Source organism: Streptomyces sp. NPDC059906 (assembly GCF_042730645.1).
GTDB classification, from domain to species: Bacteria; Actinomycetota; Actinomycetes; order Streptomycetales; family Streptomycetaceae; genus Streptomyces; species Streptomyces rubrogriseus.
This window is the reverse complement of sequence record NZ_JBHWKU010000023.1, coordinates 28,645-51,002: the sequence shown is the minus strand read 5'-3', so window position 1 is coordinate 51,002 and position 22,358 is coordinate 28,645. Positions and strand designations below refer to the sequence as shown.

The 22,358-nt window shown below is 71.3% G+C and carries 15 protein-coding genes and 4 pseudogenes; 5 read left to right on the top strand and 14 right to left on the bottom strand.

The genetic code is table 11. The annotated features are described in order from the left end of the window. Positions 1-76: 76 nt before the first annotated feature. From ACFV9J_RS28810 to ACFV9J_RS28795, 4 genes are all read right to left on the bottom strand, one after another. The gene (locus ACFV9J_RS28810) at positions 77-1,225 is read right to left on the bottom strand and encodes a pyridoxal phosphate-dependent aminotransferase (RefSeq protein ID WP_385358755.1); all 1,149 of its coding nucleotides are present in this window, start codon (positions 1,223-1,225) and stop codon (positions 77-79) included. After that, a complete protein-coding gene (locus tag ACFV9J_RS28805; RefSeq protein WP_385358752.1) occupies positions 1,222-1,881 on the bottom strand; it encodes an RraA family protein in 660 nt (219 codons plus the stop codon). Before ACFV9J_RS28805 ends, ACFV9J_RS28810 begins: the two co-directional genes overlap by 4 nt. 156 nt (positions 1,882-2,037) lie before the next feature. Next, positions 2,038-2,865, bottom strand: a complete 828-nt coding sequence (locus ACFV9J_RS28800; protein WP_385358749.1) for a hypothetical protein — start codon at positions 2,863-2,865, stop codon at positions 2,038-2,040. Positions 2,866-2,942: 77 nt separating this feature from the next. Beyond that, positions 2,943-3,596: an RNA polymerase sigma factor gene (locus ACFV9J_RS28795; protein ID WP_385358747.1), complete on the bottom strand. Its 654-nt coding sequence runs from the start codon at positions 3,594-3,596 to the stop codon at positions 2,943-2,945. A 278-nt stretch (positions 3,597-3,874) separates the two neighbouring features. Between ACFV9J_RS28795 and ACFV9J_RS28790 the strand changes: the two genes are divergently transcribed. The 3 genes from ACFV9J_RS28790 (at position 3,875) to ACFV9J_RS28780 (ending at position 9,850) form a co-directional block, all read left to right on the top strand. Beyond that, positions 3,875-4,903 carry a helix-turn-helix domain-containing protein gene (locus ACFV9J_RS28790; protein WP_385358744.1) on the top strand — a complete coding sequence of 343 codons (1,029 nt, stop codon included), beginning with the start codon at positions 3,875-3,877 and terminating at the stop codon, positions 4,901-4,903. A 122-nt stretch (positions 4,904-5,025) separates the two neighbouring features. Further along, a complete protein-coding gene (locus ACFV9J_RS28785) occupies positions 5,026-8,415 on the top strand; it encodes a S8 family serine peptidase (protein ID WP_385358741.1) in 3,390 nt (1,129 codons plus the stop codon). A gap of 259 nt (positions 8,416-8,674) precedes the next feature. Beyond that, entirely contained in the window at positions 8,675-9,850 is a 1,176-nt protein-coding gene (locus ACFV9J_RS28780; RefSeq protein ID WP_385358738.1) for a PP2C family protein-serine/threonine phosphatase, read from the top strand. Here the strand turns inward: ACFV9J_RS28780 and ACFV9J_RS28775 are convergent. Continuing rightward, a pseudogene (locus tag ACFV9J_RS28775) lies at positions 9,834-10,057 on the bottom strand (non-reducing end alpha-L-arabinofuranosidase family hydrolase); the annotation flags it as partial. The gene ACFV9J_RS28780 and the pseudogene ACFV9J_RS28775 overlap by 17 nt on opposite strands. On the opposite strand from ACFV9J_RS28775, the pseudogene ACFV9J_RS28770 reads away from it, so the two are divergent. Continuing rightward, positions 9,977-10,496: pseudogene (locus tag ACFV9J_RS28770) on the top strand (endo-1,4-beta-xylanase); the annotation flags it as partial. The pseudogenes ACFV9J_RS28775 and ACFV9J_RS28770 overlap by 81 nt on opposite strands. Positions 10,497-10,582: 86 nt before the next feature. Here ACFV9J_RS28770 and ACFV9J_RS28765 read toward each other — a convergent pair. Both ACFV9J_RS28765 and ACFV9J_RS28760 read right to left on the bottom strand, forming a co-directional pair. Next, positions 10,583-11,266 (bottom strand): MSMEG_1061 family FMN-dependent PPOX-type flavoprotein, encoded by a 684-nt coding sequence (locus tag ACFV9J_RS28765; protein WP_385358889.1) that lies wholly within the window; start codon positions 11,264-11,266, stop codon positions 10,583-10,585. A gap of 39 nt (positions 11,267-11,305) precedes the next feature. Next, a pseudogene (locus tag ACFV9J_RS28760) lies at positions 11,306-11,731 on the bottom strand (NUDIX hydrolase); the annotation flags it as partial. A 69-nt stretch (positions 11,732-11,800) separates the two neighbouring features. On the opposite strand from ACFV9J_RS28760, the gene ACFV9J_RS28755 reads away from it, so the two are divergent. Then, on the top strand, positions 11,801-12,529 hold the full coding sequence (locus ACFV9J_RS28755) for an SDR family oxidoreductase (protein ID WP_385358736.1): 729 nt from the start codon (positions 11,801-11,803) through the stop codon (positions 12,527-12,529). Positions 12,530-12,576: 47 nt separating this feature from the next. Here the strand turns inward: ACFV9J_RS28755 and ACFV9J_RS28750 are convergent. The 7 genes and pseudogenes from ACFV9J_RS28750 to ACFV9J_RS28720 form a co-directional block, all read right to left on the bottom strand. Next, positions 12,577-12,705 (bottom strand): annotated as a pseudogene (locus tag ACFV9J_RS28750) (ribbon-helix-helix protein, CopG family); the annotation flags it as partial. Positions 12,706-12,717: 12 nt separating this feature from the next. Beyond that, on the bottom strand, positions 12,718-14,094 hold the full coding sequence (locus ACFV9J_RS28745; RefSeq protein WP_385358734.1) for a class I SAM-dependent RNA methyltransferase: 1,377 nt from the start codon (positions 14,092-14,094) through the stop codon (positions 12,718-12,720). A gap of 51 nt (positions 14,095-14,145) precedes the next feature. Beyond that, on the bottom strand, positions 14,146-16,218 hold the full coding sequence (locus tag ACFV9J_RS28740; RefSeq protein ID WP_385358732.1) for an APC family permease: 2,073 nt from the start codon (positions 16,216-16,218) through the stop codon (positions 14,146-14,148). A gap of 342 nt (positions 16,219-16,560) precedes the next feature. Next, a complete protein-coding gene (locus ACFV9J_RS28735; RefSeq protein WP_385358729.1) occupies positions 16,561-17,448 on the bottom strand; it encodes a lysophospholipid acyltransferase family protein in 888 nt (295 codons plus the stop codon). 100 nt (positions 17,449-17,548) lie between these two features. Beyond that, a complete protein-coding gene (locus ACFV9J_RS28730; RefSeq protein ID WP_385358726.1) occupies positions 17,549-18,229 on the bottom strand; it encodes a DUF1295 domain-containing protein in 681 nt (226 codons plus the stop codon). Between the two features lie 41 nt (positions 18,230-18,270). Next, on the bottom strand, positions 18,271-19,458 hold the full coding sequence (locus ACFV9J_RS28725) for a Rieske 2Fe-2S domain-containing protein (protein ID WP_385358723.1): 1,188 nt from the start codon (positions 19,456-19,458) through the stop codon (positions 18,271-18,273). A gap of 77 nt (positions 19,459-19,535) precedes the next feature. Continuing rightward, positions 19,536-22,337 carry a PEP/pyruvate-binding domain-containing protein gene (locus tag ACFV9J_RS28720; protein WP_385358720.1) on the bottom strand — a complete coding sequence of 934 codons (2,802 nt, stop codon included), beginning with the start codon at positions 22,335-22,337 and terminating at the stop codon, positions 19,536-19,538. Positions 22,338-22,358 lie beyond the last annotated feature (21 nt).

Genomic DNA, 22,358 nt, shown 5'->3' with positions numbered 1-22,358 from the left:
CCTCCGCCTCACAGAAGTGCAGGCAAAGGGTATCGCCTTGGGGTGGCGGCCCCGGCCGAGGTGCCGTGCGGGGCCCTCAGGAGCGCGCCTCGCCGAAGTAGCGGACGAGCCGTTCCAGCCCGACCCACAGGTCGTCCTCGGAGGCCGCGAACGAGATCCGCAGGTGCCCCTCGCCCGAGGGCCCGTATTCGGCACCGGCCCGGACGAGCACCTGGCGCGCGGCGAGTTCGCGCGCGACCACCTCCGAGGGCAGGCCCGAGTCGTAGCGCAGGAACCCGTAGAAGGCCCCCTCCGGCGGCACCAGGTGCAGACCGGGCACGCCGGACAGCCGCCCGACGACCAGGTCGCGGCGCTGCCGGTACCGGTCGGCCATCGCCTCGACGACGCCGTCCGGCAGTTCCAGGGCGGCCAGGGCGGCGTGCTGGACCGCCGTGTTCAGCGAGCCGTTCCAGGTCCGGTGCACCTGGGCCGCCGCGTCCAGCACCGCCCGCGGCCCGGTCGCGTACCCCACCCGCCAGCCGGTCATCGCGTACGTCTTGGAGAACGTCTGCACGTACACCGTCCGGTCGCGCAGCGACTCGATCTCCAGCGCCGAGACCGGTTCGTGGCCCGGGTGGGTCAGCCGGTGGTACGCCTCGTCGCTGACGACCAGGACGTCGGTGCCGTCGAGGAGCTTGCCGAGCGCCTCGAGTTCCTCCCCGCGGTGCACGATGCCGGTCGGGTTCGACGGGTTCGAGAAGATCATCATCGCGGCGCCGGGGAGCGCGGCGGCCAGTGCGTCGAGGTCCCAGTGCAGGTCCGGGGCGAGCGGGACGAAGTCCACGGTGCCGCCGGCGAGGACGACCAGGTCGGCGTAGAGCGAGTAGGCGGGCTCCGGGACCACCACCCGGTCGCCGGGGCCGATCGTCGCGAGCACCACCGCCGCCAGCGCGGCGGTGGCGCCGTGGGTGACCAGGACGTCGTCCGCGTCCCACGCCCGGCCGGGACGCTCCGGCAGTCCCGCCGCGAGCGCGGCGCGCAGCTCCCGCAGGCCCCGCTGGTCGGCGTAGTGGGTGTGCCCCTCGCGCAGGGCGGACACCGCGGCCTGGACCACCGTCGGCGGGGTCGGGAAGTCCGGCTCCCCCATGGCCAGGGAGACGGCCCCCGGCGGGGCCGGAGCGAGGGCCGGGCGGCGCGAGAGGCGGCGCAGTTCCGCGATCCGGGCGGCGGGCGACGCGGCGGTCATCGGGCCACCACCGCGCGGTCGGGGCGGGCGGCGAGGATGCGCCCGCGCAGCGCGTCCTCCTTCTCGGCGATCCCGTCGACCGCGGCCACGACCTCCGCCACCCGCCGCCGGGGAACGACGACGACGCCGTCGGCGTCACCGACGAGCACGTCACCCGGCGCCACGACCATGCCGCCGACCGCCACCGGGCATCCGACGGCGCCGGGCCCGTCCTTGAAGGGCCCGGCGGGGGTGATCGCCCGGGCGTAGACGGCCAGCCCCATCCCGGACAGTGCCTGTACGTCACGGACCGCGCCGTCGACCACGGCGCCGGTGACACCGGTGTTCACCATGATCTCGCCGATGAGGTCGCCGACCAGCGCGCGGGTCGTGTCCCCGTGGCCGTTGACGACCAGGACGTCGCCCGGCCCGGCCTCGTCGAGCGCCCGGTGGACGGCGAGGTTGTCGCCGGAGCGCACGTCCACCGTGAGGGCGTTCCCCAGGAGGACGGCGCGCCCGGTGAGCAGCCGGATGCCGCCGTCCATGACGGTCATCCGCTCCAGCGCGTCGCCGACGTGGGCGGCCGGCACCTCCCCCAGTCGGCGCGTGTCGGCCGCGGCAGCGCGGTCCCAGCTCGGAGCGACGGACACGCCGTCCGTCGCCGCAGCAATGAACATGATGACACTCCATTCCCCTGATGCTGATCCACCTCTTAAATGAGGTAGCTCTCTCACATAAGGGGGACCATAGCCGCCCCGACGCCCGGCCACAATGGTCGGCGCCGTCGGAGTGTGCTCTGGTCGTCGATCCCGGCGCCCCCCGAGACGGGGGACCTACTGCTCGTCGGTGAACTTCGGGTCCTCGGCCTGGTTGTAGATCTCCCGGCCCGACGCGTCGTAGGCGTGGACGTAGGGGCTCGGGCCCGTGTAGCGCGGGCCGGGGGGCGTGTCCGGGGAGAGCGCGGCCCCGTAGACGAACGCGCCGTCGGCCATGCGGGCGGGGTACTGCTTCGGGTCCTCCCCGTAGCTGATGGTGATCCTGGCGACGTCGGACGAGTAGTGCCCGGCGCCCAGCGTGAGGTACTTCCCCTCCCCGGCGGGCACGAGCATGGAGTCGAAGTACTCGACGATCCGGCCGGTGCCCCACAGGCGGTCGTTGATGAAGGTGGGCGGGGAGTCCTGGCTGGTGCCCTTGTCGCCCTTCGACTGGCACTGCACGTACTGGCCGGCGGAGTCGACGGCGACGACCACGCCGTCCCAGTCCTCGGTGGCGAGGGGCGTACGGACCGCGACGGCGGCGTGGTACCTCGACGCGTCCGCCCCGAGGCAGGAGGAGAGGATCCGGGTGGCGGTACCGGCGTCGATCGGGGTCGTGGTCGCGTCGGTGACGGTGAAGCCGGCCTCGGGCGAGGTCCCGCCGGGCGAGGTCCCTCCGGGCGAGGACGACGCGCTCGGACTCGGTGCCGGAGTGGAGTTGGCCGGGCCCGTGCCGCCGTGCGCGGGGTCGGCGGCACTCGGTCCGGTGCTCCCCGATCCGCCGAGGACGACCACGGCCGCGACGCTCACCGCCGTCACGCCGGTGGCGACACCGAGCGGCACACCCCACCGGAGTCCCCATCTGCGCGGCGACGGGGCCCCGTTGTTCTCCGGACCGATCTTCATCAGTAGTTCCTCTCGGGTCCGCCGGTGGTTCGGCAGATCACGATCGCAAGGAGCCGCGGGAACGCCCTTCGGGTCGTTCATCGTGCGACCTCCTTCTCGTTGACGGGATTCCTGGAACCGAACGGCGGCGGGGCCGCGGCTGAGCCGAGGTCCGCCCCGAGCCTGCGCCGCGCCCGGTGCAGTCGGGACTTCACGGTTCCCACCGCCACCTTCAGCACCGCCGCGGCCGCCTGCTGGTCGAGGCCCGACCAGACACAGAGTTCGACGACCTCGCGTTCGTGCCGCGGCAGCCGGGCCAGCGCCCGGTGGATCTCGGACATACGGCGCTCGTCGTCGACCAGCCCGGCGACGCGGTCCGCGTGGTCGCCCACCGACTCCTCGTGCTCCTCGTGCGAGACGAGCCGGTGCAGCAGCGCCTCGGCCCGTCTCAACCGCCGCCTGGTGTTCGACAACTGGCCGTTGGCGATGCCCAGCAGCCACGGCAGCGCCGAGTCGCGGTCGAGCACCGTCTGTGACCGCCGCCGCCAGGCGTGCAGGAACACCGCGGACGTGAGGTCCTCGGCCTCGGACCAGTCGGCCGTCCGCCGGAAGAGATGGTTGTAGACGGCCTTCCCGTGACGGTCGAAGATCCGGCCGAAGGCCTCGCGATCGCCGTCGACGGCCCTCGCCCACAGCTCCCGGTCGGACGCCCCGCCGACCGGTACGGCGGGACCGGCGTCGTTCAGTTCCATACCCTGTCCGTGTCCGGCAGCCGGCCGAAGGTTCCCGGCGACCCGGGTCTCCGTCTCCCGGGTCGCCGTCTCCCGGGTCTCGGTCTCCCGGGTCTCCGTCTCCTGGGTCGCCGTCTCCCGGGCCGGCGAACGGAGTCGACGCGGCCCGCAGCCCCACGGACCTGCCTGCGGCTCCTATCCTGCATCGATCGAACTCAGGTCGGAACGAACAGACCCCGGATCGCTGAGACCGCCGAACGGGCGGGACGGATCCCGGCGGTCGATCGAGGGGGAACCGAATGCTGGAGGTACTGGGACTCGGGCCGGCCGAGGAGGCCGTCTACAGTGCGCTTCTGGCCCGCCCCACGGCCTCCGCGCAGGATCTCGCGCGGCAGACCGGGCTGGAGCAGGCAGAGAGCACCCGCATCCTGCTCGACCTGACGGCACGTGGCCTGGTCGCGCCGGTCACCGAGGCCGAGAGCGGGACCTGCGAACCGTCCGGCTGCGCGGCCGGACACCCGTCCGAACGCTACCGGCTCACGCCTCCCTCGGTGGCCCTGGCCCCGTTCCTCGTCGAGCAACGCAACGCGCTGCACCGGGCCGAGGCCGCGTATTCGATGCTGACGGAGCAGTACCGCAGTACGGCGGCGCATGCCGCGGGCAGCGTCGTGGAGGTGGTCGTCGGCGTGGAGCAGGTCGCGCACCGGTTCCACCAACTGCAGCGGGGCGCCCAGCAGGAGTTGCTCGTCCTTCTCAAGGGCGCGCCCACCGCGGTGCCTCGCGAGGACGCCGACCCGTCGGAGAGCTCCGCACTGGACCGCGACGTCGACTTCCGCGTCGTGGCCGCCAAGGACTACCTGGACGACCTCGACGTGGCAAGGGACCTGCGGGGGGCCATCTCGGCGGGCCTCCGGCTTCGCGTGATCGACTCGTTGCCGCTGAAGATGGTCGTGTCGGACCGGGACCGTGCCATGGTGCCACTGGACGTGGCGGACTCCGACGGCGAGCCGAGCGCCATCGTGGTGCACCGCAGCGGGTTGCTGACGGCGCTGGTTCATCTCTTCGAGAGGGAATGGGTCCACGCCAGGCCGCTGTACGCGACGCCCACGGGTGTGCGCGTCGAGGCGGCAGCCGATCCGCAGCCGACCCAGGGCGAACTGGAGGTCCTCTCGCTGCTCCTGGCAGGGATCTCGGACCGTCGCGCCGCCTCTCAACTCGGCCTCTCCATACGCACCGTGGAGCGTCGGACACGCCGTCTGATGGATCTCGCGGGAGCGGACTCCCGCCTCCAACTCGGCTGGCACGCGGCACGCGCGGGCTGGCTCTGAAGTCCGCGTGACGGGTATCCGCCATGCGGCGAACCCGCCACGCTCGGCGCCCCTGCGACGTCCACGTGTCTGCCAGGCTGCGGCGCAGCACAGCCTGTCCACGGGATCAGATGGGGAGATTCATGCGTTCCATAACGCGTATGGCCTGGGGAGCGGCGAGCGCCGCCGCCCTGGCCGTCACCGCGGTGACACCTTCCGGGGCAGCGGACGCGCCGCCCGACGGTACCTCGGACCAACGCCCCCTCGTCGGCAGCGAGGCCGCCGCGAAGGACGGCAAGCGCACCACGGTCACCCTCGTCACCGGTGACAAGGTGATGGTGATCACGGACTCCTCGGGCCGCAGCTCGGCGGCCGTGCTGCCCCGCGAGGACGGCACCCGGCCGATGTTCCAGACCCGGCAGCTGGGCGAGGACCTCTACGTCTACCCCGAGTCCGCCTCCGGGGCGATCGCCGAGGGCAAGGTCGACGAACAGCTGTTCAACGTCACGGGCCTCATCCGCCAGGGCTACGACGACGCACACACCGACTCGCTGCCGCTCATCGCCACCTACGACGAGCGGGTGAACGTCGCCGACGGCGCACCGGCGGCCCCTCGCGGTTCCGAACGGGGCCTGAGCCTTCCCGCGGTGGACGGCGTCGCGCTGAAGGCGGACAAGGACACGGCGGCCGGCTTCTGGCAGGACATCAGCAACCCCCGCTCACGTTCCGGTTCCGCGCTCGAGAAGCTGTGGCTGGACGGCAAGGTCGAGGCCACGCTGGACCGGTCCACCGCCCAGGTGCACGCGCCGGAGGCATGGGCGGCCGGCTACGACGGCGAGGGCACCAAGGTCGCCGTGCTGGACACGGGCGTCGACGCCGAACACCCGGACCTGGTGAAGCAGATCGCGGCGACCAAGAACTTCACGGACGCGGCGAGCACGAACGACCTGGTGGGCCACGGCACCCACACCGCCTCGACGGCCGGCGGGACCGGAGCGGCCAGCGACGGCCGCAACAGGGGGGTCGCACCCGGGGCTTCCCTGCTCGTCGGCAAGGTCCTCAACGACCAGGGCTACGGCCTGGATTCCTGGATCATCGCGGGTATGCAGTGGGCCGTGGACCAGAAGGCCGACGTCGTCTCCATGAGTCTGGGCAACCCCGCGGTGGGCGACTGCACCGACCCGGTGGCCCAGGCCACCGCGCAGCTCGCGCGGAACAAGCACACGCTGTTCGTCGTCGCCGCCGGCAACACGGGGCCGAAGAGCGAGACCGTCTCGTCCCCCGGCTGCGTGCCGGGCGTACTGACGGTCGGCGCCGTCGACCGCGACGACACCACCGCGTCCTTCTCCAGCCGCGGTCCCGTGGCCGTCACCCACACCCTCAAGCCCGAGATCGCCGCCCCCGGCGTCGACATCTCGGCGGCCAGCGCGGGCGGTCGCGGCGTCTACGCCTACCGGACCATGTCCGGCACCTCCATGGCCACCCCGCACGTCGCGGGCGCCGCCGCCGTCGTCCGCCAGGCCCACCCGGACTGGACCGCGCAGCAGATCAAGGCCGCCCTGGTCGCGTCCGCCCGCACCGGCGGCAAGGTCGCCGGCGCCGACGAGACCGGCGCCGGAGTCCTCGACGTGTTCGGCGCGGTGAACCAGGAGGTGCTCTCCGCGCCCGCCGTCCAGGCCGGCAGCTACAACTGGCCGCAGGACACCTCGGACCGCACCACCGTGAAGGTGCCCTTCACCAACACCGGCGACCGTGACATCACCCTGAAGCTGAAGGTCAGCGGCGTGCACGGCAACGACGGCAGCGATGTCCGCTCCGGTGTGATCAGGCCGGCGAACGGCAAGGTGAGAGTCCCCGCCGGGGCCACCGTCGAAGTGCCGCTCCGGATCGACCCCACCGCCCGCCTCAAGGACGCCCAGTACGGCGCGGTCACCGGCCGGATCATGGCCACCGGCCGCGGAGTGCACGTCTCCGTGCCCGTCACGCTCTACGTCCAGCCGGAGACGGTCACCCTCCGGGTCAAGGTCGTCGACCGCGACGGCGAACCCGCGGCAGGCCCTTCCTCCCTGGACCTGGTCAGCCTCGACGCCGACACGGGCGAGCGCCGGAGCAACTCGGGGGCGACCGACCAGACGTACCGCGTCCGCCCGGGCGACTACAGCCTCAGCGCCTTCGTGGCGTCGTACGACGCGGACAACGCACCCGAATCGGTCAGCTACCTGGCCAAGCCGCAGCTGCGGATCACCGACGACACCACCGTCGTCCTCGACGCCCGCGAGGCGCACCGGCTGAGCCTGCGCACCGACCGTCCCTCGACGGTGGAGAACACCACGTTCAGCTACGCCCGCACGTGGGACGACACCTGGCAGCTCTCGGGATCGATCACGGCGGACGAGTCCGTCCACGAGTTCTACGCGGACGTCGACGGACGAGCGAAGGACGGCACCTTCGAGTTCCGGCCCACCTGGCGTGCGGCCGGCTCCGGGGACGGCTCGCCGTACGTCTACAACCTGTCGTTCCCGACCGCGGGCCCGCTCGGCTCCGACCGGGTCTACCGGCCGAAGGACTCCCGGCTGGCCCAGGTCCGCGAGACGTGGAAGGCCATGGGCAAGGAGGGCGACTACCTCGACGCCATGTTCCTGCGGCCCTCCGGGAGCCCCGCCTCCCACATCCCCGTCAGCCCGTACGGCGAGATCCACGTGCCCACCACCCGGACCGCCTACTACACCACCGGCGACGACGCCTGGCTGCACGGCGCGATGACCAGCTTCCCGTTCGCCGCATTCATGAGCGACCAGCCGCGCACCTACCGGGCCGGACAGCGGAGCAGCGAGGAGTGGTACGGCGGCCCGATGAGCCCGGTCGCCCCCCGGGACGACGCGGGCAAGCCGGTGCTGGCCGCCGAACGGCAGGGCGACATGATCGGCATCCAGACGGCGCTCTGGGCCGACGGATCCGACGCCCACTGGTCCTTCGGCGGATCGTTCGGCGACCTCGGCAACCTGACTCTGAAGCGCAACGGCGAGCAGATCGCCACCAGCGCCTGGCCCTACGACGCGTTCAAGGTGCCGGACGAGGACTCCGCGTACGAGCTCACGCAGCGCCTGCAGAAGATCGCGTCCTCGGACAGGAACTGGCTGCGCTCCACGGCCGTCGCCACCACGTGGAGCTTCCGCTCCCACCGAGAGCCCGACGTCTACTCGCGCGGACTGCCGATCCTCTTCCCGAGGTACGACGTGCCGGTGGACGGCATGAACACCCTGCCGGCCAAGAGCGGCATCGAGATCGGCCTGTCGGTCGAGGGCCACGCCGGATACACCCCGGGCGCGATCAGGGCCGCCTCGCTGTCCTACTCCTACGACGGCGGCGACACCTGGACCAAGGCGCCGACCGAGCAGCGAAACGGCAGGTGGACGGCCGTCCTCGACCACACCGGCGCCACCGGCAAGCAGGTCATGACCAAGGCCGCCCTCACCGACGCCAACGGCAACGCGGTCACCCAGACCATCACCCGCGCCTACGACGTCCGGTAACCTCACCCACCCAGTCCGGCCGGACGGTCTCCCGCAAGGGGTTGCCGCCCGGCCGGACGCATACCCTCGGCTGCGCGGCGGTGGCACGTGAGCGGTCCCGGGTGGCAGCGATTCCCGAATCACCCGGTTGGACGCACTTCGGTGCGGTACGGCCAGCCTCCCTCCGGCATGTCCAGCAGATTGGATGATCGAGGCCGCCCGTCTGTCGCGACAGGCGGCATTCGCCCGTCCGATCACACCGCCACTGGAGGATGCCCGCATGTTCCGTTCGTTGCGTGCGGCGCCGGTCCCCGCGGGGAGCCGTGCGGACCCGGACGACGGCATTTCGATCCGCACGCCCCCCACGCGTGCTGTCGCACTGGTGACGGTCGCGGCGACGGTGGTGACGGTCGTCCTGGGCGCGGTGACCGAGACCGCCGTGCTGCTGATCGGGCTGCTGGTGTTCCTCCCGGCGTTCGCCTCCGCGCTGTGCACCCCACGTCAGACGGCGCTCGTCTCCGCCTGGGTGAGCGTCGTCGTCATCGTGCCCGTGGCCCTGTCCACCGAGCAGCTCGCCGACCGGGTGACCCTGGCCCTGTTCGCCCTCGGCTTCGGCGCGCTGGCCGTCTACGGATCCTGGCTGCGCATCACGCGCGAGGGGGCACTGGTGCGTCTGCGGTCGACCGCCGCCGCGATGCAGCGGCAGATCCTGCGTCCGCTGCCGCTGCTCACCGACGACGTGCTGGTGGACGGCGTGTACGAGCCGGTGCAGCAGGACAAGCTCGTCGGGGGCGACATCTACGACGTGGCGGCCACCCCCTGGGGCACCCGGGTCCTGATCGGCGACGTCCAGGGCAAGGGGCTGCCGGCCATCGGCATGGCCATCGACGTGGTCGGCGCCTTCCGTGAGGCCGCCCACCGCGAACCCACGGTCACCGCGCTCGTGGACTCGCTCGAGGCGGCGGTGGTCCGCCACAACGGTTACGCGGAACAGCGCGGTGACCCGGAACGGTTCGTCACCGCCGTCGTCCTGGGCGTGGACGCCGGTACCGAGACCCAGCTCGTCACCTGCGGCCACATCCCGCCCTACCTGCTGCACGACGGGACCGTCACCGCCGTGGGCGCGGGGACGGAGCATGCGCCGCTCGGCCTGGCAGACCTCGTCGACGAGCCGCGCACGGTCTCCTGGTTCCCCTTCCCCGCCGGGGCGACGCTGCTGCTGTGCACCGACGGTCTCACCGAGGCCCGCTCCCCCACAGGCGCCTTCTACCCGCTGGAGACACGCCTCGACGGCCACGTCGACATCACCGCGGGCCGGCTCACCGACGCACTCGTCGACGATGTCCATGCTTTCACCGAGGGCGCGCAGCAGGACGACTTGGCGGTACTGGCCGTACGCCGCTCACCGCACCGCATGCCGTCACCGTCCGTCGGGAAGGTCAGCGCCGCAGGGTGAGGACTCCCGGCCGCCACGGCAGCGAGTTGTAGTCCCCGCCCGCGTTCGGGGGACGCCCATCGCCTCGACGATCACGAGGTACTGGTTCTGGCCCTGAACCTTGTATACCTGTACGCCTTCGAACAGGTGCGCCAAGCGATGATCGACCACATCAACGGGGGAGCGCGGCGGGACTCCAACCTGCAACGCAGCGGCAACGACTGGACCTGGGCCAAGACCCAGGCCATGTACAACATGGTGCGTGATGGTGCGTGACTTCAAGCAGCGCGGCGTGCCGATCGACTGCGTCGGCTTCCAGTCGCACTTCAACAGCGGCAGCCCCTACAACAGCAACTTCCGCACCACCCTGCAGAACTGCGCCGCCCTCGGCGTCGACGTGGCCGTCACCGAACTCGACATCCAGGGCGCCCCGGCCTCGACCTACGCCGACGTGACCAACGACTGCCTGGCCGTCCCACGCTGCCTCGGCATCACCGTCTGAGGTGTGCGCGACGGCGACTCCTCGGAGCCCCCCGCGGACGGGGGACAGATCAAGGGCGTCGGTTCGGGCCGCTGCCTCGACGCCGTCGGAGCCGGCACCGCCAACGGAACCCTGATCCAGCTCTACTCCTGCTCGAACGGCGCCAACCAACACTGGACCCGCACCTGACGGGACGGCGCCGACGATCCCCGGGGTCGCCGCCGCGGCCATGGGCTCATCGGCGCTCGTCGGCGCTCATCGACTCGTGGTCGTCATTCGTATCGCAGGCGCAGTGACTCCCGTTCGGCCTCCTCGATCTGGTCCAGGGTCAGGCCGGGCAGGTTCAGCTGCGCCAGGGCCACCTCGGCGCTGGACGGCTGGGCGTCGGCGGACGCCCACCGTTCCGGTCGCCAGGCGTCGGCGCGCATCAGTGACTTCGGACAGTGCGGATAGACTTGCTCGACCCGCACCACCAGCACGGTGACCGGCGGCTTTCCTACGGGAGTGAGGCGGGCGAGCAGTTCCGGGCGTGCCGAAACACAGGCGAGTCCGTTGACCCGCAGTGTGGTCGGGCGCCCGGGGACGAGGAAGAGCAGCCCAAGGCGCCCGGTCTCCAGCACGTTGCGCATGGCGTCGAGCCGTTTGTTGCCGGTCGCGTCGGGGATCACCAGGGTCTGCTCGTCCAGCACCGAGACGAACCCGGCCGGGCCGCCACGTGGCGTCACGTCGGCCCGGCCCTCGCGGTCCGCACTGCCGATGAACACCAGTGAGGAGCAGCCGATCAGTGCCCGGGTCTCCTCGGTCAGGCGGTCGGTCTCCTTGCGCAGCGCGTTCGGGTTCGGCTGCGGGTAGAGCTCACGCAGCTGGTCCGGGCCGGTGAGGGCGTCCGCCCGGAGGAAGTCGAAGAGCGAGCCGGCGGCAGCGTCGTCCGGGCGGTCTTCGACGGCCCGCGCGATGAGGTCGTGGATCAGGTACTCCCCCGGTCCGCGGTTCTCCTTGAGGCGGGCGAGATCGCCGGGGCCGAACCAGTCGTAGGCGGAGTGCTTGGACCATTCCAGCCTCGGGTGGTCCAGGTCGCCGTCCACCTCGACCAGGTAGTCGGCCTCGTGGCGCAGGCCGCCGCCGTCGTCCCCCGTCCAGGTCGTGGTGCCGAGGAACCGCCGCACGTGGGTCAGGCGCCAGCCGGTCTCCTCCTCGACTTCACGTGCGAGTGCCTCCAGAAGCGTTTCGCCCTCCTCGACATGACCGCCCACGATGTCCCAGGCCCCGGGGAACAGGCGACGGTCCCGGCTCCGCTTCTGCGCAAAGGCGTGACCCTTCCGATTGAGGATGACAGCGCCGACGGTCCAGACCTCGTCCGCACCGGGGCTGGGCACCTCAACATCATCATTGACCGTGAACGACCGTTCGTGAGCGAGCATGACCGATAGCGTAGAGCCGCGACGGACCGCACCACCCGATCCACGAACCGGCGACTGGGGAACGACACCATGAGATGGGACAACCACCGCGTCGTCATCACGGCCGCCGGCCGGGACTTCGGACGAACCCTGGCCATCCGCCTCGCGGACCTCGGCGCCGAGGTCTTCCTCTCGGCACGCCAACTCGCCGCCGCCCAACGGGTCCGCGACGAGATCCGCGACCGCGGACACCAGCGGGTGCACGCCTTCGCCTGCGACCTGACCGATCCCGCCTCGATCCGCGACTTCGCCTCCGGCGTCGCGGAACACACCGACCGCGTCGACGTACTCGTCAACAACGGCTCCCGCTACCTCACGGGTCCGGACCTGCTGTCGGCAACCGACGCCGACGTCGTCGACACCATCGCCTCCGGCGCCACCGGCACGGTCCTGACCACGAGGAGCTTCCTCCCCCTCCTGCGCAACTCGGACACACCCGACGTCGTGACGATGGTCTCCGCCTGCGGAGCACCGGGCCACCACCGCTCGGACGCGCACGACGCCTTCTACGCGGCCAAGAGCGCCCAGGCAGGGTTCACCGAGATCCTCTCCAAGCGCCTGCGCTCCCAAGGAGTCCGGGTGATCTCGCTCTACCCGCCCGACTTCGACAACGCCGACCCGCTCTCCGCGGAGTGGGAGACGACTTCGCGCGGAGCCGAGGACGCCCTCACCGCGCAGTCGCTCGTGGAGTGCGTCCTCTTCGCCGTCGCCCAACCTCGGGACTGCTTCATCAAGGCATTCCAATTCGAACAGCTCTGACCGACCTTCGCGAGCGAGGCGCCGGGCACGGAGCTACGCGCTCCGAGCACCGAGCAGTACGTACGCTGCTGCGCGTCACGGATGGCCTCAATGGCGAGTTCCTGCTTGCTCCGCCCCTCCCGGCGAGCCCGCTCGGTGAGCTTCGCGTCGAGGTCGTCGGGAAGTCGAGGTGTCATCGATTCCGCCGGTCAGGCACCCTTGCCCGCAGGCTCCAGGATCGCCACGCACTCCACATGATGGGTCATCGGAAACAGATCGAACACCCGCAGCATCCGCACCCGGTACCCCCCGTCCCGGAAGTACCCCAGGTCCCGGGCCAGCGCCGCCGGGTCGCACGCCACGTAGGCGATGCGTCGCGCCCCCAGGGACGCGAGGTGCTGGACCGTCTTGCGGCCCGCCCCCGCGCGGGGCGGGTCCAGGACGATCAGGTCGACCTCGTCGATGCCCGTGCGGGGGAGGACGGACTCGACCTTGCCCTGCTCGATGCGGACGCGGTCGAAGGCGGCGAGGTTGTGGCGGGCGTCCTCGACGGCGCGCTTGCCCGACTCGATGCCGAGGACCGCTCCCTGGTCCCCGACGCGGTCGGCCAGGGCGCCGGCGAAGAGGCCGACGCCGCAGTAGAGGTCCAGGGCCATGTCGCCCTTGCGGGGCAGCAGGCCCTGCATGACCGCGGTCACCAGGGTGTCGGCGGCCTTCGGGTGGACCTGCCAGAAGCCGCCGGAGCCGACGCGGTAGGTGCGGTCGTCGGCGCGCTCGCGGACGAAGGGGCGGCCGTGGACGCGGTGGACGCCGCCGTCCTTCTCGCCGACGCGCATGACCGAGACCGGGCGGTCCAGCTCGACGATGGGGAGGCGGGCGCCGGGGCGCGGGGTCAGGATGACCTGGCGGTCCTGGGAGCCCGTCGCCGCGATCGCCTCGATGGACGCCATGCCGGGCCAGTCACGCGCCTCGATGCCCAGCTCGCTGACGCCCTCCGCCGCGATCATGCAGTGGTCGATCGGCTCGACCTCGTGGGAGCGGTGGCGGCGCAGACCGGCGCGACCGTCGGCGTCCACCGCGTACTGCACCCGCGTGCGCCACGACGGGACCTGGCCGGCGGGCAGCTTGTCGCCCTCGGCCGGCATCACCGTGCCGTCCCAGCCGGCCTCCTCCGGAGTGAGGCCCGCCAGGCGCTGCAGCTGCTCGGCGACGACCTCGCCCTTCAGACGGCGCTGGGCGCCCGGCTTGGCGTGCTGCCAGTCGCAGCCGCCGCAGCGGCCGGGGCCGGCGAAGGGGCAGGGGGCCTCGATGCGGTCCTTGGAGGGGTCCAGGATCTCGACCGCGTCCGCCCGCAGGAAGCGGGCACCCTCCTCGCCCTCCGTCACCCGGGCCACGACCCGCTCGCCCGGCAGCGTGTGCCGGACGAACAGCACCTGGCCCTCGGACGTGCGGGCGATGCAGTGGCCGCCGTGGGCGACGGGGCCGACCTCGACCTCGTACTCCTCGCCCACCAGCGAGACCGCCTGGGGGGCCGGCTGCCCGCCCGCTCGCGACTCCGCCTGCGACTTCTTCGGTTCTGCCTGCATGGCGGGGTGACTCCAGAGAACGGGGGCGACAAAGGACAACAGCCGACCAGTCTACGTGGACGAGGAGGAGTCCTTCGGACGGTCCTGGTGGGGGTGCTGGGCCGGTCCGCGCCGCACCGCACCCGGCGCGCTCCAGTCCTGGCGCTTGCGGGCCCGGCGCCTGGCGGCCTCGGAGGACTCCAGCTGGTAGGGGACGGAGGTGACCATGACGCCGGGGGTGAACAGCAGGCGGCCCTTGAGGCGCAGGGCGCTCTGGTTGTGCAGCAGGTGCTCGTACCAGTGGCCGACCACGTACTCGGGTATGATCACCGCGACCGCGTCGCGCGGGGACTCCTTGCGCAGGCTCTTGACGTACTCGATGACCGGCCGCGTGATCTCGCGGTACGGCGAGTCCAGGACCTTCAGCGGTACGGCGATGCCCCGGCGCTCCCACTCCTCGCGCAGCGCCTTCGTCTCGGCCGGGTCGACGTTGACGCTGAGCGCCTCCAGGCTGTCGGAGCGCATGAGCTTGGCGTAGGCGAGGGCACGGAGCGTGGGGCGGTGGATCTTGGAGATCAGGACCACCGAGTGGACGCGTGAGGGGCGCACCATGTCGTCGCTCTGTGCCTCCTCGGGGTCCTCCGGGGCCGCGATCTCCTCGGCGACCCGGTCGTAGTGCTTGCGGATCGCCGTCATCGTCGCGAAGAAGATGCACATGCCGAGCAGCGCGACCCAGGCGCCGTGCGTGAACTTGGTCGCCAGGACCACCACCAGGACGAGGCCGGTGAAGAAGGCGCCGAAGGTGTTGATCGCGCGGGAGCGGATCATGCGGCGCCGGGCGGCCTGGTCGCGCTCGGCGGCCAGGTTGCGGTTCCAGTGGCGGACCATGCCGATCTGGCTGAGCGTGAAGGACACGAAGACGCCGACGATGTAGAGCTGGATCAGCCGGGTCGAGTCGGCGCCGTAGACGACGACCAGGAGCATGGCGGCCCCGGCCAGGAGCACGATGCCGTTGGAGAAGGCCAGGCGGTCGCCGCGGGTGTGCAGCTGGCGCGGCAGGTAGCGGTCCTGGGCGAGGATCGAGCCGAGCAGCGGGAAGCCGTTGTACGCGGTGTTGGCGGCGAGGAAGAGGACCAGCGCGGTGGCGGCGGCCAGCACGATGAACAGGAAGCTGCCCTCGCCGAAGACCGCCTCGGCGACCTGCGAGATCACCGGGTGCTGGACGTAGTCCGCGCCGACCGCGACGCCGTTGTGGAAGAGCTCGGTGGCCGGGTTCTCCGACATCCGCACGTCGGTCGCGGAGGCCAGCGCGATGATGCCGCAGAACATGGTGACGGCCAGCAGGCCCATCATCGCGAGGGTGTTCCCCGCGTTCTTGGACTTGGGCTTGCGGAAGGCCGGGACGCCGTTGGAGATCGCCTCGACGCCGGTGAGCGCGGCGCAGCCGGAGGAGAAGGCCCGCAGGAGCAGGAAGATCAGGGCGAAGCCGGCCAGGCCGCCGTGCTCGGGTTTGATCTGGTAGTCCGCGGTCGGGGCGCGCATGGTGTCGTCCAGGACCAGTCCGCGGAACGCCCCCCACACGATCATGATGAAGACGCCCGCGACGAAGACGTACGTCGGAATCGCGAACAGGGTGCCCGACTCCCTGACCCCGCGCAGGTTCATCAGCGTGAGCAGCAGGATCACGGCGACCGCGCACAGGACCTTGTGCTCGACGACGAAGGGGATCGCCGAGCCCAGGTTCTCGATGCCGGAGGAGATGGAGACCGCGACGGTCAGGACGTAGTCGACCAGCAGGGCGCTGGCGACGGTCAGACCGGCCTTGGGCCCGAGGTTCGTGGTGGCCACCTCGTAGTCGCCGCCGCCGCTCGGGTAGGCGTGCACGTTCTGCCGGTAGGAGGCGACCACGGTGAACATCAGGACCACGACCGCGACCGCGATCCACGGGCTGAAGTGGTAGGCCGACACGCCCGCGATGGACAGGACGAGCAGCACCTCGCCGGGCGCGTACGCCACGGAGGACAGCGGGTCGGACGCGAACACGGGAAGCGCGATGCGCTTCGGCAGGAGCGTTTCGCCCAGCCGGTCGCTGCGCAGTGCGCGCCCGATGAGGATCCGCTTGGGCACGTCGGTCAGTTTGGACACAACAGAGGATCGTAAGCGTTCGAACGCGCGACCACCCAATCGCCACCCCTCCCGGGCCTCCCCGGTCTGCTCTACGGGTGAATTCGCGGGGCGGTGCGGCTGCGGATCGCCCGGACGGCGGGGTTCGCATGGCTATATGACCATCACCGTCCGTCGTCCCCCTGAGGGAGATCCCATGCATCTGTCCGCGGAGCTGGTCGGCGGCGGCGTCACGCTCGTCGGCCTCGCCGTTCTGGCCTTCGCCAGCGTTCGCAGCATCTGCCGCCGGGGATCGTCGGCGGGGGGCTGAGCCGGGCCCCGGACGCGAGGGACAGGCCTCGGGCGAACCGGGAGCCGCGGTCCTCAGACGAACGGGGAGCCGCGGCCCTCCAGCATCTCGTTGAGCGTGTGCTGGATGGTGTCCTTCACCTCGCCGGCGAGCTTCTCGACCACCAGCGGGTCCTCCGCGGCGTCCTCGGGGAAGCCGTCCGTGTGGATCGGGGCACCGAAGCGGATGGTCCACTTGGTCGGCATCGGGATCAGGCCCAGCGCGCCCAGCAGCGGGAAGGTCGGGGTGATCGGGAAGTACGGCAGCTTCAGCATCCGGGCCAGGGTGGGGGCCGAGCCGATCATCGGGTAGATCTCCTCGGCGCCGACGATCGAGCACGGCACCATGGGGCGCCGCGACCGCAGCGCCACCGCCGCGAAGCCTCCCCGGCCGAAGCGCTGCAGCCGGTAGCGCTCCTCGAAGGGCTTGCCGAGCCCCTTGTAGCCCTCCGGCATCACGCCGACCAGTTCACCGGAGCCGAGCAGCCGCAGCGCGTTCTCGGGGCAGGCGCGTACGTGGCCGGCCTTGCGGGCGAGGTCGCGGACGACGGGGAGGTCGAAGGCCAGGTCGGCGGCGAGCAGCCGGAGCCTGCGGTGCGTGCTGTGGTGGTCGTGCAGCGCCACCTGGAGCATCAGGGCGTCGAGCGGCAGGGTGCCGGAGTGGTTGGCGACCAGCAGTGCGCCCCCCTCGGCCGGCACGTTCTCCAGGCCCTCCAGGTCGACCCGGAAGTACCTCTCGTACAGCAGGCGCAGGGCGGGGAGCAGGTAGTCGTCGGTCAGCTCCGGGTCGAAGCCGAAGTCGTCGACGGCGCCCTCGTCGGAGGTCAGCCGGGCGAACGCCTCGGCGCCGCCGGCCAGGACCTCGCGCAGCACCTCGGCGGTCAGGGACGCCTCGGCCTCTCCGAAGGGGATGTCTCCGGTCATACGTGCCTCGTCTCGGATCTGTGGAGGGGGTCTGTGGGTGCCGCGCGGTACGGCGGCGCCCTCGCCCGGGGCGGCCGCCGTACGCGCGTGGCGGGCTGGGTCAGTACACGTAGGGGACGAACTTCGCCGTCCGGGACGCGTACTCGTCGAAGGCCTCGCCGTATCGCTCGGCGAGGTACTTGTCGAGCATGGGGATGTTCAGGAAGACGAACATGCAGACCATGATCAGGGGGATGGCGAAGGCCCACGGGGTGCCCGTGACCAGCGCGAACCCGGAGAAGAGCACGGCGTCACCGAAGTAGTTGATGTGCATCGAGTGCTTGAACAGGCCTTCGGTGTAGAGCTTGCCCTTGTTCTCCGGGCGCTTCTTCCAGAGTTTGCGCTGGTACTCCGACCCCGTGTTCAGGTAGGACCCGAGGAAGTACAGCACGACGCCCAGCCAGGTGAACACGCTCACGCCGGCGTCGTTGGTGCCGCCGAAGTACGCCATCGTGCCGTGGATCACCAGGACCCAGATCCCGATGGTGGCCGACTCCGACCACTCCATCTTGCGCTGGAGCATCACGAAGTTCGTGGCGATGAAGCGCAGCAGGTAGAGCACCGACAGGGTCGCCAGCAGGACCCGGCGCAGGGTCGCCGCCTCGTCGAAGTCGGTGCCGAACCAGTCGGCCACGGTGTCCGCACCGCCGAACAGGAACCACACGGCGCCGGCCACGGCGACGGTGTTGAAGGCCGTCACCAGGGCCTTGGGTCCGGTCGACGCGTCGTATCCGCCGTACATCTCTCACTCTCGCTCTCTTTGTCCGTCCCCCGTCTTCGGTCCTACGGGCGCGCGGCGGCGTCCTCCTTGGGCTTGGTGCCGCGTCGGGTGCCGCCCGCGCCCCTGCCGTTGCCCGTGGCACGGGCCGGTGTTCCGCCCCGCCCCGCCGTCTCCGGCTCGGGCTCCGCCTCCCGTGCCGGTGACGAGGGCGCGGCGGAGGCGTCCGCGATCAGCTTGGCGCGCATCGAGATGTACTTGGCGTTCATCTCGTCGACGGGGATGAACTTGTTCACGCCACCGGCGCTGATCTTGGGTTCCTGGTGTTCCATGATGCGGACGTCCTGGGGGTCCTGCACCCACTTCTCCATGTAGAGGGACGCCCAGGGCAGCAGACGGCGCAGCGGTTCGAACCTCAGGACGGGCTTGACCTGTTCGTACTCGTACCAGCGCAGGATGTGCTCGGTGTTCTGGTCGTCGATGGGCACCAGCCAGGAGGTGGTCTCGAACTGCTCGGTCTGCACGTGCACCATGCACGGGAAGGTGAACGTGATGACGTAGTGGGTGGTGTTGGCGGGGTCGTCCTCCTGGCAGTGGTCGAAGGAGTAGCGGATGGTCTGCCCCTCCGCCTCCGTCTCCACCCGGTGGTTGGTGATCCGGGTGGCGGCCAGGTACCGCTCGCGGCCGTCGAGGCCGAACTTGCTCGGGGTGCCGTACAGGAGCAGGTAGTCGATGTAGTTGAACCAGTGGTCCCGGTGCACGTAGGTCACGTGGTAGAACTCGAGCAGGCTCTCGATGTAACGGGTGTAGTGCACCGGGCGGGTCCAGCGCTTGGTGGCGTACAGCTTGCGGTTGTCCGTCACCTCGGCCGGGGCCGCCACCGGCGGCAGGTCGGCCGCCGGGCGCTCGTCGCCCCACCACATCCACACCAGGCCGAACTGCTCCCGGACCGGGTAGGCGGGCACCCGCAGCGAGCCGGGGATGCGGGCCTCGGAGCCCATCGCCGGGATCACCCGGCAGGCACCGTCGGCTCCGTAGCGGAAGCCGTGGTACGGGCATTCGATGGTGTTGCCCTTCATGCGGCCGTCGCCGAGGTTGGCGCCCTTGTGCGGGCAGCGGGCGCCCTGGCAGACGAGGTTGCCGTCGATGTCGCGCCAGAGCACGAGGTCCTGGCCCATGCGGCGCAGGCCGAGCGGTTTGTCGTTGCCCACCTCCTGCGCCTCGACGATGGGATACCACTGGTTGGGGATCATCGGGTCGTCTCCCGTCTGGGGTGTGGTCCGCCCCTCGGCGGGGGCGGTCGCGGTCCGGTGTTGCGGCGGTGGCCGGCTCAGTCGGTGGTGGCTGCGGCCGGGGTCTCGGCGGCCCCGGGCGGGCCCTGCGGGTCGGTGTCCGCGCTCTCGACGACCTCGACCGTGCCCGCGTCGCCGTCCACCACGATCAGGTCGCCGGTGTTGATGCGCTGGGTGGCGTCCTTGGTGTTCACCACCGACGGGACGTGGAACTCGCGGGCCACGATGGAACTGTGCGAGAGCATCGACCCGATGTCGGTGACGACCCCGCCCGCGATGGCGAACAGCGGCGTCCAGGAGGCGTCGGTGTACCGGGTCACGAGGATCTCCCCGGCCTCGAACTCGTCGGCCTGCCACACCAGGTCCTCGACGATGCGGGCGCGGCCCAGGATCCGTCCGGGGCTGGCGGCGAGACCGTCCAGCCGGGCGCCGTCGGCGGCGGGCCGGACCGAGGCGGTGATGTCGTGCACGCCGACGAAGGTCAACGGAGGTTCCGGGAGCCGCTTGTTGTGCTCGTGCAGCCGGCGGGCGGCGTCGATGCGGGCCCGGTCGAAGACCCGTACGGCGGCCTCGTCGCCGGCGAGGTAGCGGCGCACGTCCTCGAAGTCCAGGTGGGCTATCTCGTCCGCGGAGTGCAGGACACCGTCGGCGACCAGGCGCCGGCCGACCTCGTAGACCACGTTCCGCACCAGCCAGATGGACGTGATCATGGACATCCGGGTGGTCTCCCGCAGTTCGCTGCACAGGGCGTACAGGGAGATGACGGTGTCCAGGACCTGGCGCTTGGGCATCGGCAGCCGGTCCAGCACCTCGCGGGAGTCGTCGGACCAGCCGCTGCTGCGGCGGAGGATGTCGTCGATGGAGAAGCCGTCGGCGACGTAGCGCCGGATCATCTGGAAGATGTAGGAGGGGTCGTCGATCCACCTCGGGTGGGTGATCTCCATCTCCTGGTGGCCGCGGGTGCCGTTGGCGCGCAGGAACGGCTCCATGTGCCGGTCCCAGAAGCGCTGTCCCGCGGGGTCCTCGCGCAGCAGCCGGGCGATGTCCTCCAGCGGTTCGTCCTTGATGATCCGCAGGACGGCCGGGTCGTTCTTGGCGGCCTGGGCGACCGACCAGACCTCCTTGGCCGACTCGACGGTGCGCAGGCTGGACATGTCGGTCTTGACGCGGTTCTGCAGGCCCACCCCGTCGCTGCCGAGCCAGCGGGCGCACAGCTCGGTGAGCAGGCCGTAGAAGGCGAACGCGTTGATGTAGTACGGCATGTAGCCGATGTGCATGTCGTGGAACCAGGCGAGGTCGCGGTGGAGTTCGCCGTGCAGTTCGCGCCTGCTCATCCGGGTCAGGTCGAGGCCGCGGGCCCGGTCGAACTCGTAGAGCCGGGCGTCGACCATCTGCTGGGAGCGGGACTTCATCTGCGTCATCTCACGGGCCGTGTGCTGCAGCCAGTGGACGGTGGAGAGCAGGTCCTCCATGCCGCCGGGGAAGGTGCCGAACGGGTTCTCGTAGTCGGCGAGGTCGACCTCCTCGCTGACGAAGCGGCTGGTGAAGTGGCGCTGGTCGCGGGTGGGCAGGCACTGGGCCAGCAGGTAGGAGCTGTAGGAGATGTTGAGGTAGACGTGGCCCTGGTAGAAGCCCATGTGCAGGTCCGCGTCGCCGGTGTCGCGCACGCCGAGGGCGCCCGCGCAGTCGGTGTGGACGTTGCGCTGGTAGTAGCGGGCGAAGCTGAGGCCGAGCGGGGTCATCAGGCCGACGAAGATCTCCCCGATGTCCATGCGCGACCACAGGGTGCCGTTCAGGATCGGCTCCGGCTGCGGGGCGACGTAGGGGCTGAGCGCGCCGGACGGGGCCGCGGGGGCGGCGGGCCGGGTGGTGATCGGCCGGGTCTGGAACAGGTGGAAGACGCCGTCGCGCACGCCCCACTCGATGTCCTGCTCGCTGCCGTACAGGTCGCGGATGCGGACGGCGAGGGCGCCGAGTTCGCGCAGCTGGTCGTGGGTGAGGCAGGGGACGCTGCGGGATGCGGCGTCGACCTTCGTCATGCCGATGCGGCCGGGCTCCAGCGGCGCGCACTTGGTGACCTTGTAGCGCACCCGTTCCTCGACGACCTCCAGTTTCTCGTCGTCGACGACGAAGAAGTCGCTGGAGACCTGCCCGGAGACCAGCCCTTCGCCCAGGCCCTGGCAGGCCTCCACGACGAGGCGGTGCGGGCGGGGGTTGACCGGGTCGACGGTGAACATCACGCCGCTGACGTCGGTGTGGATCATCTCCTGGACGACCACGGCGAGGGAGTCGGGGGCGTCGGTGTCCCGGTAGACGGTGGCGCGGTCGGACCACAGGGAGGCCCAGCAGCGCAGCACCGCGTCCAGCACGTCCTCGTCGCCGCTGACGTCGAGGACCGTGTCGTGCTGGCCGGCGAAGGACTGTGCGGCGGAGTCCTCCCGCAGTCCGGAGGAGCGCACGGCCACGCGGGGGCGGCCCATGCTGCCGTAGGCGTCGAGGACGGCGTCCGCGATCGCGGCGGGCATCCGGGTACCCAGGATGCGTTCGCGCATGGTGGCGGGGTCGGCGCCCGCCGCCTCGGCGGCGATCCCGGTCTCCCGCAGGTAGGCGTCGAAGAGGGCGGTGGTCAGGCAGAAGGCGGGCGGGACGGGCAGCCCGGCCGCAAAGAGCTCGGCGAGGCGGGTGCCCTTGCCGCCCAGTTCCCCCCGGTGGTCTCCGGCCGGGCCGCCCGCGCCCAGGGTGACGACACAGGCGGCGTGTCCGGCCGGGCCGGCGACCGGGCCCGCGGGGCGTTCGCCTGCTCCGGCGGCGGTCGTCGAGTCGCTGACGTGCGTGTCCATGGCGGGTGTGTCTCCTCGGCG

Excerpts from the sequence above, each read along its gene's own strand:
- ACFV9J_RS28745 (WP_385358734.1), bottom strand. The coding sequence starts at position 14,094 with ATGCAGGCAGAACCGAAGAAGTCGCAGGCGGAGTCGCGAGCGGGCGGG.
- ACFV9J_RS28805 (WP_385358752.1), bottom strand. The coding sequence starts at position 1,881 with ATGTTCATTGCTGCGGCGACGGACGGCGTGTCCGTCGCTCCGAGCTGG.
- ACFV9J_RS28795 (WP_385358747.1), bottom strand. The coding sequence starts at position 3,596 with ATGGAACTGAACGACGCCGGTCCCGCCGTACCGGTCGGCGGGGCGTCC.
- ACFV9J_RS28790 (WP_385358744.1), top strand. The coding sequence starts at position 3,875 with ATGCTGGAGGTACTGGGACTCGGGCCGGCCGAGGAGGCCGTCTACAGT.
- ACFV9J_RS28720 (WP_385358720.1), bottom strand. The coding sequence starts at position 22,337 with ATGGACACGCACGTCAGCGACTCGACGACCGCCGCCGGAGCAGGCGAA.
- ACFV9J_RS28810 (WP_385358755.1), bottom strand. The coding sequence starts at position 1,225 with ATGACCGCCGCGTCGCCCGCCGCCCGGATCGCGGAACTGCGCCGCCTC.
- ACFV9J_RS28780 (WP_385358738.1), top strand. The coding sequence starts at position 8,675 with ATGTTCCGTTCGTTGCGTGCGGCGCCGGTCCCCGCGGGGAGCCGTGCG.
- ACFV9J_RS28730 (WP_385358726.1), bottom strand. The coding sequence starts at position 18,229 with ATGTACGGCGGATACGACGCGTCGACCGGACCCAAGGCCCTGGTGACG.
- ACFV9J_RS28735 (WP_385358729.1), bottom strand. The coding sequence starts at position 17,448 with ATGACCGGAGACATCCCCTTCGGAGAGGCCGAGGCGTCCCTGACCGCC.
- ACFV9J_RS28800 (WP_385358749.1), bottom strand. The coding sequence starts at position 2,865 with ATGAAGATCGGTCCGGAGAACAACGGGGCCCCGTCGCCGCGCAGATGG.
- ACFV9J_RS28725 (WP_385358723.1), bottom strand. The coding sequence starts at position 19,458 with ATGATCCCCAACCAGTGGTATCCCATCGTCGAGGCGCAGGAGGTGGGC.
- ACFV9J_RS28785 (WP_385358741.1), top strand. The coding sequence starts at position 5,026 with ATGCGTTCCATAACGCGTATGGCCTGGGGAGCGGCGAGCGCCGCCGCC.
- ACFV9J_RS28755 (WP_385358736.1), top strand. The coding sequence starts at position 11,801 with ATGAGATGGGACAACCACCGCGTCGTCATCACGGCCGCCGGCCGGGAC.